We start from the raw sequence: 13,217 nt of genomic DNA, 5'->3' as shown, positions 1-13,217 counted from the left end.
TGGTCTGGAATTCGTTGGTTGGAAAGAATGTCGGGCTGAAGCCTATTCCGGCGTTGCGGCGGCAAGTTCTGCCTTTTCGGGTTCCGGGAGTAGGGCTAGCCGTTCGCGCCACTGCAAGCCGGTGGGCAGTTCGGCGGCGCTGAACTCCAGGTGAACGACGCGGCGGGGGCGCGTGCTGGTACTGCGCTGGGAGGCGTGCAGGGTCAGGGGCTTCATTAGCTGCAGGCCGCCCGCTGACACCGCGCACGTGATGGCCCGGCCTGTAAACTCGGGGTGCTGGTCGTTGGGGATGACGCCGTGACGGTGCGAGCCGGGCACTACCCGCAGAGCGCCGTTGGTGGCGTCACAGTCGTCGAGGTGCAGGCGCAGGGTGACAATACTCGTCAGGATTTCGGCGGGCGGCAGCACAGTAGTTTCGTCGTTTTTGCGGCTCCAGGGACCATAGCCAGGCAGGTCCTGGCGCTGGTTCACGGCCACCATTACGTCCTGGTGCCAGGCCACCAGCCAGTTGGAGCCGGCCGGCTTATCGAAGTAGATGGCCTTGACGAGGTGCGGTTCCTGCCCGGGAAACAGGTCGGTCAGTACTGCCCGTAGTCGGGGCGTCAGGAGCTGCGGCCATAACTGGGGAAGCTCCCCCAGCAAATTGCGGATGGCAAACACGTCCTGGCTGCGGCGGAAGTTAGGTGCAGCCGCGTCCGCCGATTGAATCGTGCGCAACAGGGCTGCTATTTCCGCGGGTGAGAAAATGTCGGGCAGCGTGGCGTAGCCGTCAGTACGGAGTTGGGTTGCTGCTGCCGTGGCTGCCTGACGTTCTTTTAACTGCTCACTCATCGCCCGAACAAGCTAACCGAGCTGGTTTGGCCCGAGCGGATGGTGAAGTTGCGGACGTCGGTGAAGCGGCTGCCGGTGGCGGTGGCGGTGCGGAACACGAGGCGGTAGGCGCCCGGCTGCAGCGGTAGGTTGATTTTGCTGCTGCCACCGGCGGGTAGGTCGTACACCCACGTTTGCTCGCCGTCGGAGCCGAGCTGGTAGATGCTGCCGTAGCCTTTGTAGTCGGAGATGCTGTTGAGGATGCCGGGCGCGTCGTAGGTGACGGCCGTTTCCTGGCCCTGCTTTACCGTTATGCGGCGCAGCTGCCGCGGCAGGGTCAGCAGCTCCACTTCGTAGTCGCCGGCCAGTAGCTGCTGGCGGTTGCCGAAGGGCAGGGCTACCACGGTTTCGGGGTTGCCGCGGGCGCGCACCACGGCCTGCACCCGGCCGTAGGGGTTGGGCGAGAGGTTGGGGTTTTGCAGCCGCAGCGTGCCCTGGGGTATTTTGTAGGTGAGTACGTTGGCCCGGCCCGGCTTGATGGCCAGGTTGGCTGCCCGCACCGGCGGCACCGTGTTGATGGTCAAATCGTAGCTCTGCAGCGCATCAATATCGAGGGCGTCGGGCTGGCCTTGGGCGTTGCGGTAGTGCACGTAGTTGTACTCGGGCTGGCCCGTGACGTTGTTGGTAAACGTCAGGTTCACGTCCGATTCTACCGGGCGACCCCGCTCGTCGGTCAGGTTCACGGCCACGGTAGTTTTGGCCAGCGTCTGGGCCACCACATCGTTGAGGATGGTGCGGAAGGTGCTCACGTCGGCCGCGTTGTAGTAGGTGCCCAGGCATTCCAGCTGCTTGCCAAACTCCCGCTCGGCCCCGATGCCAATCACGAAGGGCTTGAGAAAAACCCGTTTGCGCTGCAACGCCAGCGAAGTCGCGCACGGGTCGCCCTGGCACGATTCGAGGCCGTCGGTAATCAGAATCAGCACGTTGCGGCCCTGCTTGTCGGCCGGAAAATCGTTGGCCGACTGCAGGAGCGAGTAGGTGATGGGCGTGTTGCCGCGGGGCTGAATGGTTTTAAGGCGGGACTTGATGGCGGCGGCGTTTTTTGGGGCAAAGGGCACTTCGAGCCGCGAGTCTTCGCAGTTGTTCTCCTTGTTATCGTGCTGGTGGCCGTAGGCGCGCAAGGCCAGCTCCAGGTTGGGGTAGGTATTGAGCGAGTCCACCATTTTCGAGAGCAGCTGCTTGGCCACGTCCCAGCGCTGTGCACCTTCCCATGGCGCCCGCATCGAGCCCGAAGCATCGAGTAGAAACAGGATGCGGGTGGTGCGCGGCGGGGTAGGGCCGGCGTTCTGGGCACGGGCGTTGCCGGGCAGCAGCACCGCCAGCAACAACCCCAGAAACGCCAGCCACTGCCGCATGTTTGGATAAGTGATGTGAAGCAAGTATAGCACGACGTAGGGGCGGGGCTTAGCTTCGCTGTCCTTCGGTTGTCCCCGCCCGCCGTTAAACGATTAACGTTGAGTGGAATCGTGGAAACGGTGCATACGGCGGGCGGGGACAAGCCCCGCCCCTACGTCGTTCTATGTAACCGTGCTAGTAGTCCGACGCCTTTTCTACCTCCAACTGCAGCAGGGCCGTGGCCAGCTGCTCGTCGTTGGGAGCTACGCCATGCCACTTGTGCGAGCCCATCATGAAGTCGATGCCGAAGCCCATTTCGGTATCCATGAGTACCATTACCGGCACGCCCTGGCCGAGCAGGTTTTGGGCTTCCTCGATGGTGGGGAGCAGGGTTTCGAACTGGTTGCCGTCGGTTTCGAGCACGCGCCAGCCAAAGGCTTCGAACTTGGCGCGCAGGTCGCCGAGGCCGCCGATTTTGGCGGTGGGGCCGTCAATCTGCTGGCCGTTGCGGTCAACGAAGGCAATCAGGTTATCCACTTTGTGGTGGGGCGCATAAAGGGCAGCCTCCCAAATCTGGCCTTCCTGCAGCTCGCCGTCGCCCATGAGCACGAATACCGTGCTGTTGTCGCCGTTAAGCTTTTTGGCCTGGGCCGCGCCGGTAGCCACGCTCAGGCCCTGGCCCAGCGAGCCGGAAGCAATGCGGATACCGGGCAGGTGCTCGTGCGTGGCGGGGTGGCCCTGCAGCCGCGAGTTCAGCTTGCGGAACGTGGCTAACTCGCTCACCGGGAAATAGCCCGAACGAGCCAGCACCGAGTAAAATACCGGCGAAATGTGGCCGTTGGAGAGGAAGAACAAATCCTGGTTGATGCCATCCATGTCGAAGGGCTCGGGCGTGTGCTTCATCACCTTGAAATACAGCGACACCAGCAGCTCGGTGCAGCCCAGCGAGCCGCCGGGGTGGCCCGAATTCACGGCGTGCACCATGCGCACAATGTCGCGCCGGACCTGGGTGGCAATCTGCTTCAGCTCGGGAATCGACTTGGTGGTGGCGGGGGCGTGGGTTTCGGAAGTGGTAGGCTGGGCCATGCGGGGTTGGTAGGGTTGATAGGTAAGCAAAGGTACGCCTCCTGACCGGGCGGCCATATGCCGGGAGCCGGGGCCCCGGAGGGAGCAAAAGGGATGCAAAAAAGCCCCGCCGAAGTGGCAGGGCTCCTGTGAAAGCTACAGCAGCTGCGCCGCGTGGTTCTTGGTTTCGACTTTGGTGATGACCCGCTCCACTTTCCCTTCTTCATCGATCAGGAAAGTGTAGCGCATGGTGCCCATGTATTTGCGGCCGTACATCGACTTCTCCTGCCACACGCCGTAGTCCTGCACCAGCTTCTTGTCCTCATCCACGAGTAGCGGAAAAGGCAGCTCGTGTTTCTCGATGAACTTCTGGTGCGACTTGGCCGAGTCGATGCTCACGCCGAGTACCTGCACGCCGGCTGCCAGCAGCTGCTGGTAGTTGTCGCGCAGGTTGCAGGCCTGGGTGGTGCAGCCGCTGGTATCGTCTTTGGGGTAGAAGTACAGGGCGACTTTGCGGCCCCGGTAATCGGCCAGGCGGTGCGTGGTGCCATTCTGGTCGGGTGCTTCGAAGGCCGGAGCCGTTTCGCCTGCTTGAGGTACTGCCATGCCGCGAAGATAGAAGGTTGGCGGGAGATAGGGAAATCAGGAACGGCAGGAGTGCGCCCCGGCGCTACGGCTTGCTGGCAATCGGCTGCGGCGTGAACAGCATGTTTTCAACCGGGAAGCCCAGCTCGCGGCCCTTGGCCAGCAGCTGCTCGCGAACGGCCAGCGGCAGGTGCGGCATGCGGCTGAGAATCCAGAGCGTTTCGCGGTCGGGCGAGCCTACCAGCGCGTATTGGTAGCCGGTTTCATCAAGGGCCAGAATCCAATAGTCGCCGGTAAAAGGCCAGAAGAACTGGACTTTGAGTTTGGCGTTGGTTTCGTCGGTGGCCCAGGCGCTGGCCGTAGCCGTGGTGGCGGGGCCGCCGATGCTGCCCTGGTGGCAGGTGTTGCGCACGCCCACCTTGCCATCGGGGCGCACGGTGTACTCGGCCGTTACGTGCTGGCAGCCCTTTTCGAAGCGTACGGGTAGCCGGGCAATTTCGTACCACAAGCCCGCGTACTGCTTCAGGTCGACGTGAGCTACGGTGGGCAGATTCGGATGCGTTTTGCGGCGCGAGTAGGCGTAGGCGGCCACGCCGGCCGTTACCACGGCCGCGGCGGCTCCAAATAGTACCGGTTGGCGGCGTTTAAGCAGGTTGTTAGGCATAGTGAATAAGATTTGTAGGAACCTGGGTGTACGCGCACTGGGTGCGAAGGGTATAGTGCGAAGCTCTGAAGCTATTTAGAAAGTCGGCGAACGGTATCAGAATGTCATGCTGAGCTTGCCGAAGCATCTAGAAAGTCGGTGAACGGTATCAGAACGTCATGCTGAGCTTGCCGAAGCATCTCTACCTAGTTGTTGAACGACTGTAACGAAGCGGTAGAGATGCTTCGGCAAGCTCAGCATGACGTTCATTTTGACTTTCTAATTAGCTTCTCGCTACAGCACTAAGCTGATAACTGCTTCGTTGCCGGCCTGGTCGGTGAGGCGTAGGGTGGCGGGGCCGCGCAGGGGTGGGCCCAGTGTGTCGTTGCGTTCCGTGAACAGGGTGGCGTTCTTGTGCTCGTAGCGCAGCATCCGGAACTGCCCGTTCACTTCCAGGCGGTAGCTGGCCAGACCCGAAAGGTCGTCGCCTACTTTAAACACCACCCCGGCAGCCCCCTTGCTCAGCAGCCGGCCTGAGGGCGGCTTTGTGTCGGTAAGGATGCGGAATTGCCCGAAGGCGCGAATAGAGGCCGTGATGCTGGTGCTGTCGGGGCTCCACTTGCCGCCCACGTAGCCCTTGCCGCCGTTGGCCGAGATGCTGTAAATGGCCGAGCGGCGTAGGTCGGCCGGGGGCGTATCGGGCCGCAGCGTGAGGGCCAGGTTTTCGTAGAGCGGCGTGCGCGGCAGATGAACCGTCCAGAGACCCTGCTGGTAGTTGGTTTGCAGATAGAGGGTGTCGAATATGGTTTTGGGCTTGAACTCCAGACCCATGTGGGCCGTGGCAAAGCTGAACTCACGGCCGGCCGGAATCAGGGCCTCGCGCGTGAAACGCTGGGTAATACCACCGAAGCGGATAGAATCGGGCCGGCCGGCGCGCAGGTCGTAGAGGTACACGTTCTGGCTCTGGTCGGTGTAGCTGGGGCGCAATTCCAGGCGGCGGCTGCCGCGCAGCAGCGTGAGGGCCCCGGCCACGGCAGCCGTGTCGGGGTCGGCAGCCGTTACCACCAGCAGGTTGCGGCTCACGTCGTAGCGCAAAGCCGGCTTTTTCACGGCCGCCGAGCGGGTTTTGAAGTAACCTGGCGTTTCGCCCCGCAGCACCAACCGTAATGGCGTGGTATTGCCATACGAGTCGGCCAGCCGGATTTCCACGGCGTACACCTTGCCTGGCTCAATGGTCAGGCGGCCTTTGTCGGGCCCGGCTTCGTACATGCTCAGGTCATTGCCATCGTCCACGAACAGCTTCTCGAACTGCCGGCCCTGAGTGGCGCGCCACTCGTAGTCCACGTGGCGGTTTATCTGGCGCGAGCCATCCGGAAACGGCACATCATCAATGGTATGCTGGTACACCTGCTTGCCGTTTACCAGCACGGTGGCCTGCTGAATGCCGTTCTTATTCCACACCTTATCAAACCTGTCGAAGCCCTGCACGAGCAGGCCTACCGAGCCGCTGGCGGCAATGGTATCGGGCCAAGCATAGCTGCCGTCGGCCAGCGGGGCCTTGGGCACGAACACGCGCTTGCCGAAACGGCCTTCTACCCGTGCCGAAATGCCCAGCGCTTCTACTGCAAACGCCTGCACTACCGGCGGTACATGGTCCTGGATTTCGGCAAAACCACCCCACTGCAGTGGGTTCAGCTGGCTGCCGGCGGCAGTGCGCACCTCCCAGTGCACGTGCGGCCCCGCCGAGCCGCCGGTATTGCCCGAAAGGGCCACTACCTCGCCGCTCTGAACGGCAAACTGGCTGGGTTCAAAGAACAGCTCCAAATCATAGGTCTGCTTGGCGTATTGCTGGCGGCGCAACTCCTCGGCTACGGGCCCCTTAAAGCTATTCAGGTGGCCGTATACTGTCGTCAGGCCGTTGGGGTGGGTGATGTAGAGCACGTTGCCATAGCCATAGCTGCTCTGCTTGAGCCGCGACACGTAACCGTCGGCCGAGGCGTATACCGGCAAATCCACCCGGCCATCGGTCTTGATGTCGAGGCCGCCGTGGAAGTGGTTGGGCCGCAGCTCGCCCATGCTGCCCGACAAAAAGTTCTCCTGGCCGGGCTTTATGGGAAATAGAAAATAACCTTTCTCTACCGCCGGAATTCCCTCGCGGTGGCCCGGCGTGGCGGCCGTTTCGGGGGGCGTTTCGCCGGTGGCAGGGCCGGCGGGCTGCTCCAGGGCCGGGGCGGCCGGCTGCGGGCTCTGGCAGGCCGAGGGCTGCACGCCCATCAGCAGTAAAAACGGCAGCGCGAAGCTGAAATGGGCTTTTAGCGGAAAGCTGCTAGCTGTGAGCTTTTTCAAAACAGAACGTACTTGACAAAGAAAATGACTTGAGTGGCACTGAACGGCGTAGGGTGTGGGGCTTGTCCCTGCCCGCCATTGAACAGTAACGCGCGGTTCGTTCAACGGCGGGCGGGGACAAGCCCCGCACCCTACGCCGTTCAAGCGGCTTACTTAACGGCCAAGTCCAGCATTTTCTCCTCGCCGATGAAGCCCGTCAGCTGGTCGCCGATGTGTACCGGACCTACACCGCTGGGCGTGCCGGTGAAAATCAGGTCGCCCATTTTCAGGGTGATGAAGCGCGAGATGTAGCTGATGATTTTGCTGAAGTCGTGCAGCATGAGGCCCGAGTTGCCCTGCTGGCGCACTTGTCCGTTCACTTCGAGCCGGAAATCAATGTTGCCCAGGTCGGCAAAGTCGGCTACTGGTTTGAACGCTTGCGAGATAGGGGCCGAGCCGTCGAAGCCCTTGGCCAGCTCCCAAGGCAGGCCCTTGCTCTTGAGCTGGCTCTGCAGGTCGCGGGCTGTGAAGTCGATGCCCAGCCCGATGGCGTCGAAGTAGGTGGGTGCAAACTGCTCTTCGATGTTCTTGCCGTTTTTGCACACGCGCAGCACCAGCTCAATTTCGTGGTGAATGTCCTGCGAGAAATCAGGCATGAAAAACGGCTGATTGCGCTGCAGCAGGGCCGTGTCGGGCTTGGCAAAAATGACGGGCGCGCTGGGCGTTTCGTTCTGTAGTTCAGCAATATGCTCCGCGTAGTTGCGGCCGATGCACAGGATTTTCATAGGGAGAGGCTTGGAAGTTGTGGGGCATGGGGCCGGCAAAATGTTCGGACAAAACCAGCTTTCATCCAACCGCCTGCCAGGCCCGGGCCTCATCAGTATCAAAAGTAACGGTAATTAACGGGGCTCTGGTACCAAAACGAGGAGGTTTTTAGTCGCGCGGGGCCAAATGCAAACATTTTGCCGGGTTGCTGACGTATAGGACCTCAGCAGCGGCTGCGTCGGGCCCGGGCTTCCGGGCCGGCACAGGCGGCCGGTTTCTTCCCTCTCAATTCCCTTCGCGTATGTTTAAGAATATCGCCCTGGCCAGCTGCCTGTTCGTGGCAACGGCCTGCTCCACGGTTCCCATTACCGGCCGCCGCCAGCTTAGCTTGGTTTCCGACGCCGAAATGAACCAGATGGCCGCGCAGGAGTACCAGAAAGTGCTGGCCAGCAGCCAGGTAGTAAACAGTGGCGCGCAGGCCGCCATGGTCAAGCGCGTAGGCCAGCGCATCGAGCAGGCCGTGCAGCAATATTTCAGCCAGCAAAACCAGTCGCAGCAGCTCGATGGCTACGCCTGGGAGTTCAGCCTGATAAACGACAAGCAGGAAAATGCCTGGGCCATGCCCGGCGGCAAAACGGCCGTGTACACCGGCATCCTGCCCATCACGCAGGACGAAAATGGCCTGGCCGTAGTAATGGCGCACGAAATTGCCCACGCTGTAGCCAAACACGGCTCCGAGCGCATGAGCCAGCAGATGGCCGCGCAGGGTTTGGGCGGCGTTGTATCGACGGCCGTCGGACAAAATCCATCGGCTACCCAGAGCATATTTATGCAGGCCGTTGGAGCCGGCTCGCAGCTGGGGCTGCTGCGCTACGGCCGCAACCAGGAGTCGGAGGCCGACCGTTTGGGCCTCGTATTCATGGCCATGGCGGGCTACAATCCCGATGGGGCGGTGGCGTTCTGGCAGCGCATGGAGGCACGTTCCGGTGGGGCGGCCCAGCCCGAATTCCTGTCTACGCACCCTTCCAACGGCACGCGCATTGCCGATATTCAGCAGCAGCTGCCTGAGGCCCGCAAGTATTACAAACCCCGCTAACCCCACTGCTGCCAAAGCGCGCCGCAGTGGAAGCGTTGCTTCTATATGCTAGCCGACTTCCTTGGCATACCACCCACCAAACTGCTATTTTCTGTATCCTGAATGATGAATTCTTTCCTGCGTAACAGCGCTGCCGCCTGCTTGAGCGCCGCCCTACTGCTGGGTGGGCTGAGTGCCTGTGAAACCAGCAAACGCGGCTTCCCGGAGGTTAGCTCGCCCACTAACGACCCCGACGCGCTGAACCGGCGGCAGCTGGAAGCTACCAGTAAGCAGATTGCCCAGGTGGTAAACGACAAGGTAGACTACATGACGCCCAAGCAGGAGCTGGCTACCCGGTTCACCCGGCAGTTCGGCGACGGCACGTCCATCAACAAAACCATCATCCGTAAGGTCCAGGAAACGCCCAAAGACAAAGCCATCTACTACCTCGTGGGCCTGGGCCTGCGCGACGGCATGTTCCGGGCCATGGCTATTCCGCTGCTGACTTCGTCTAACAACAGCCTATACCTGAGCTCCAACGCACCGCGTTACATTCTCACCAGCGTGGGCTGCACGTTCTGCTACTTTAATTTCGAGAGCAATGAAATCGTGGGTACCTCGTGCGAGGAAAATACCGGCGGCAGCCGCTGCGACCTGACGGTGGAAAACAACAATGCCTTTTTCGCCCGCTAGCTATGCTTAGCCGCAAATGGCTCCTGCGCCTCTCGCTCACGGCCCTGGCCCTGCTAGTCACCACCGACCGGCGGCGGCCGGCCGGGCCCACGCCGCCACCGCCAAAGCCCACGCCGCCGGAGCCGGAAACCGAGCCCGACAAGCTTAATTGAAACTGCCGCGCCGCTTATGAGTTTGGTTGCGCTTGACCTATTGCAAAACAGCGCCGGCCGGTTGGTCGGCGCTGTTTTTTTGGTGGAGCTTGTAGATGACGGAACGAGCTGTGGATTGAATTGGCTTGACAGGTAGCCCAGTAGATTAGGTTCTGTACCAGTGCCACTCTGTTTCACTGCTGGCCGCAGCGCCGAAAACCTCACGTATCATTTCCCGCCGCGAAAACACGTAACGGCACGGTTTTCCCGTATTTTGCCACCTAAAGCCTGCTATCCTATGAAAATCTTCAAATCTGCCGACCTGATTCGTAAAAGCAAGTACATCAGCCGCGACCTGAGTTGGCTGCGCTTTAACTATCGGGTGCTCGACCAGGCTCGTGACACCAGTCGCTCGCTGTTCGACAGGCTGCGCTTTATGGCCATTACCAGCAGCAACCTCGACGAGTTCTTTATGATTCGGGTGGGCTCGCTCTATAACTATATCGACTACGGTAAGGAGCGGGTGGACTACTCCGGCCTGCGCGAAATGCCCTTTCGGCGCAAGCTGCTCGATTTTGCCCATCGGTTCGTCAACGACCAGTCGATGACCTATGTGAACGATTTGAAGCCGCAGTTTGAGAAGAACGGCTTCAACGTGCTGGCCCTTAGTGAGCTGACGGAGGTGGAGTTGAAGAAGGCCGACGGCTACTTCAAGAACACCGTGTTTCCGCTGCTCACGCCCATGGTGTACGATTCGTACCACGGCTTCCCGCTGATGATGAACCAGATGCTCATCTTCGGGGTCGTCACGCGCACGGGCTCCGGCGACATTGAGATGGAGAAGGGGCAGGAGCGGCTTACGTTCGTGCAGATTCCGCAGAACCTGTCGCGCTTTTTCGAGCTCACGCGGCGCGACAAAGTACTATTTGTGCCCATCGAGGAAATCGTGCGGGCCAACCTGCCCAAGCTGTTCCGAAACGTGGAAATTCTGTCGGCCGACATGTTCCGGATTACCCGCAACGGGGATTTCACGCTGGAAGAGTCGGACGATATTGATGCCAACTTCATCAAGGAGATTCAGTCGGGCCTGAAAACCCGCAAGAAGGGCCGCGTGGTGCGCCTGGAGGTAGAACCCGACGCGGCCGCTTTCCTGATGCAGGTGCTGCGCGAGCGGTGGAATATCGACAACGGCAATGTGTTCGTTATCAACTCGATGATCGACATGCGCGGCCTGCTGCAGATTCTCAAGCACCCCAACTTCCGGGGCAAGGGCTTCAAGCAGCCGGCATCAGTGCCGCCCATCACGCTGCCCGAAACGGTGGAGGAAAACCTGTTCGACTACCTCAAGCACCAAGATGTGCTGCTGCACCACCCCTACAACAGCATCGACCCGGTGGTGCGGCTGCTGGAGCAGGCGGCCGAAGACCCGCACGTGCTGGGCATCAAGCAAACCATTTACCGCCTCGCCGACGACTCGCGGGTAACGGCGGCGCTACTGAAGGCGGCCGAGAACGGCAAGCACGTATCGGTGCTGTTCGAGGTGAAGGCCCGCTTTGATGAGGAGCGCAATATCCGGGAGGGGGCGCGGCTCGAAAAGGCCGGCTGCTTCGTGATTTACGGGGTCAGCAAGTTCAAGACCCACACCAAGATGCTCATGATTATCCGCCGTGAAGGCGAGAAAGTGACGCGCTACGTGCACCTGGGCACCGGTAACTACAACGAGCAAACCTCGCGCATCTATACCGATGTAAGCCTGCTGACGACCGACGAAGTATATGGCCACGATGTGTCGGAATTCTTCAACGTGATAACCGGCCACAGTCAGCCCGACGAGTACGAATACCTGATTACGGCCCCCAAAGACATGCGCCAGCAGCTGGTGTGCCTGATTCGGGAGGAAGTGAAGAACGCCAAGAAGGGCCTGCCCAGCGGTATCGTGATGAAGATGAATTCGCTGGAAGACAAGGAGATGATTGACGAGTTCTACAAGGCCAGCAAGGCCGGTGTGCCCATCCGGTTTATCGTGCGGGGCATTTGCTGCCTGCGGCCGGGCCGGGCGGGCCTAAGCGAGAACATTGAGGTGCGCAGCATTGTGGGCGACTACCTGGAGCACGCCCGGCTGTTCTATTTCCATCAGGCCGGCAAGCCCCGCCTGTATGCCGGCTCCGCCGACATGATGGTGCGCTCCTTCGAGCGGCGGCTGGAGGCGCTGTTTCTGCTGGCCAACCCCCAGATCAAGCGCGAGGCCATCAACATCCTCTACTACAACCTGCTCGACAACCAGAATACCTACGTGATGCGCGAAGATGGCGCCTACGTGCGCCGCACGCCGCAGGAAGACGAGCCCATTTCCAACCTGCATAAGGAGTTTTACAGCCGTAGCTTCACCATTATGCCTGAGGAGGCACTCTATGACGACTGGCTTTCGGTAGCCAACATCCGGGCCTCTTCCGAAGATGCCAACGCTCAACCCAAGGAGGCGGTAGTCGTTATCACCTCCGAAATGCTGCCGCCCGCGTCCGGCGGAACTGAGCCCGAAACGGTGCTTCCCCAGAAGGAGGTTCCGATGAGTGACAACGTCGACTACGATGCCCAGGAAGAAGCCGATCTGGCGTAGGGTGAAATGGTGATAAATGGAACTGTCATTCTGAGCGAAGGCGCAGCCGTAGTCGAAGAATGACAGTTCCATTTATCACTCCGTTTCGGTAGGCCGACTCTGGATAGTGGTGGTGGGGCCGCCGGGGCGGTGGTCGTCGTGGGCGCGAAACTCCTCGAAGTGCTCCTCAAACAGCGTCTGCAGCATGCCGTCTTTGAGGCCGATGTCGGGCACGAACATGTGCTGGGCGTCGGCCCACTCCATGGCCGACAGGTAGATGTGGCCGGCCGGTACGATAACGTCGGCGCGGTCGGGGTTGAGCAGCGCCACGTTCACGCGCTCGTCCATGCTCATGTTGGTGATGCGCTCCAGCAATTCGGCAATGCGCTGGCGGGTTACCGGCTTGTCGAGGCCAGTGCCGGCCTGAGCCATGCTGTAAATCTTGTTGATGTTACCGCCCGTGCCGATGGCCCGCGTAACGTGGAAGCGGCGGGCATTTTCGCTTACCCAATCTTCCATGCGCTGCCAGGTTTCGCGCATGGCCTCGGTGCTCAGTCCGGCCTCCTCCTGCTGCATGCGCCGGATGCTGCCCACCTCAAACGACTGCGAAGCCACTTTGCGGCGGTTGTAGTAAATGTTGAACTCGGTGCTGCCTCCGCCCACATCAATGTGCAGGTAGTGCTTGTTGTCTTCGAGTAAGTGCTCGATTACGCGGTTGATGTATAGAGCTTCGGCCTGGCCGTCAATCACGTTCACCAACATACCCAGCTCCCGCTCGATGCGGGCGGCCACTTCGGGGCCGTTGCTGGCGGTGCGCATGGCCGAGGTAGCGCAGATAAGGTAGTGGTTGGGGGCCACATCGTGCACTTCCATCAGCAGGCGCAGCGCGTGCAGAAACTTGATGAACTTGGCCTGCTTGGCCTCCGAAATCCGGCCGGTGGCAAACACATCTTCGCCCAGCCGCAGGGGGTAGCGAATGTACTCGACCCGCTTCAGCCGGTACCGGTCTTCGTGGTGCAGCACGGCCGAAATCTGGCAGCGCACGGCGTTCGACCCAATATCAATGGCGGCTAACTTGAGGAGAGGAAAGTGCATGGGCAAATATAGAGTGATTCTGAGCTGTTGCGAGTGGGT

The 13,217-nt window shown here is 60.8% G+C and carries 12 protein-coding genes; 4 read left to right on the top strand and 8 right to left on the bottom strand.

All coding sequences use genetic code 11. The annotated features are described in order from the left end of the window. Positions 1-42 precede the first annotated feature (42 nt). From HW554_RS07965 to HW554_RS07935, 7 genes are all read right to left on the bottom strand, one after another. Positions 43-831 carry a phytanoyl-CoA dioxygenase family protein gene (locus HW554_RS07965; protein ID WP_176908052.1) on the bottom strand — a complete coding sequence of 263 codons (789 nt, stop codon included), beginning with the start codon at positions 829-831 and terminating at the stop codon, positions 43-45. Continuing rightward, positions 828-2,258: a vWA domain-containing protein gene (locus HW554_RS07960; protein WP_317170851.1), complete on the bottom strand. Its 1,431-nt coding sequence runs from the start codon at positions 2,256-2,258 to the stop codon at positions 828-830. The genes HW554_RS07965 and HW554_RS07960 overlap by 4 nt, the downstream gene beginning before the upstream one ends. Positions 2,259-2,400: 142 nt before the next feature. Further along, positions 2,401-3,291 (bottom strand): transketolase, encoded by an 891-nt coding sequence (locus HW554_RS07955; RefSeq protein ID WP_176908051.1) that lies wholly within the window; start codon positions 3,289-3,291, stop codon positions 2,401-2,403. Positions 3,292-3,426: 135 nt separating this feature from the next. Next, entirely contained in the window at positions 3,427-3,876 is a 450-nt protein-coding gene (bcp, locus tag HW554_RS07950; RefSeq protein ID WP_176908050.1) for a thioredoxin-dependent thiol peroxidase, read from the bottom strand. A 64-nt stretch (positions 3,877-3,940) separates the two neighbouring features. Continuing rightward, positions 3,941-4,519 carry a lipocalin family protein gene (locus HW554_RS07945; protein WP_176908049.1) on the bottom strand — a complete coding sequence of 193 codons (579 nt, stop codon included), beginning with the start codon at positions 4,517-4,519 and terminating at the stop codon, positions 3,941-3,943. Positions 4,520-4,792: 273 nt separating this feature from the next. Beyond that, on the bottom strand, positions 4,793-6,844 hold the full coding sequence (locus HW554_RS07940) for a M23 family metallopeptidase (protein ID WP_176908048.1): 2,052 nt from the start codon (positions 6,842-6,844) through the stop codon (positions 4,793-4,795). A 149-nt stretch (positions 6,845-6,993) separates the two neighbouring features. Then, the gene (locus HW554_RS07935; protein WP_176908047.1) at positions 6,994-7,608 is read right to left on the bottom strand and encodes a fumarylacetoacetate hydrolase family protein; all 615 of its coding nucleotides are present in this window, start codon (positions 7,606-7,608) and stop codon (positions 6,994-6,996) included. A 281-nt stretch (positions 7,609-7,889) separates the two neighbouring features. On the opposite strand from HW554_RS07935, the gene HW554_RS07930 reads away from it, so the two are divergent. The 4 genes from HW554_RS07930 (at position 7,890) to ppk1 (ending at position 12,104) form a co-directional block, all read left to right on the top strand. Beyond that, the gene (locus HW554_RS07930) at positions 7,890-8,684 is read left to right on the top strand and encodes a M48 family metallopeptidase (RefSeq protein WP_176908046.1); all 795 of its coding nucleotides are present in this window, start codon (positions 7,890-7,892) and stop codon (positions 8,682-8,684) included. Positions 8,685-8,786: 102 nt separating this feature from the next. Continuing rightward, on the top strand, positions 8,787-9,356 hold the full coding sequence (locus HW554_RS07925; protein ID WP_176908045.1) for a hypothetical protein: 570 nt from the start codon (positions 8,787-8,789) through the stop codon (positions 9,354-9,356). 2 nt (positions 9,357-9,358) lie between these two features. Beyond that, entirely contained in the window at positions 9,359-9,508 is a 150-nt protein-coding gene (locus HW554_RS07920) for a hypothetical protein (protein ID WP_176908044.1), read from the top strand. Positions 9,509-9,785: 277 nt separating this feature from the next. Then, positions 9,786-12,104: a polyphosphate kinase 1 gene (gene ppk1 / locus HW554_RS07915; RefSeq protein WP_176908043.1), complete on the top strand. Its 2,319-nt coding sequence runs from the start codon at positions 9,786-9,788 to the stop codon at positions 12,102-12,104. A gap of 75 nt (positions 12,105-12,179) precedes the next feature. Here the strand turns inward: ppk1 and HW554_RS07910 are convergent, their stop codons facing one another. Continuing rightward, on the bottom strand, positions 12,180-13,178 hold the full coding sequence (locus HW554_RS07910) for a Ppx/GppA phosphatase family protein (RefSeq protein WP_176908042.1): 999 nt from the start codon (positions 13,176-13,178) through the stop codon (positions 12,180-12,182). Between the last annotated feature and the right edge of the window lie 39 nt (positions 13,179-13,217).

This window comes from Hymenobacter lapidiphilus (assembly GCF_013377885.1).
In the GTDB taxonomy this organism is placed as follows: domain Bacteria; phylum Bacteroidota; class Bacteroidia; order Cytophagales; family Hymenobacteraceae; genus Hymenobacter; species Hymenobacter lapidiphilus.
Note: the sequence above shows the minus strand (reverse complement) of the source record. Positions and strands in the feature narration are given on the sequence as shown.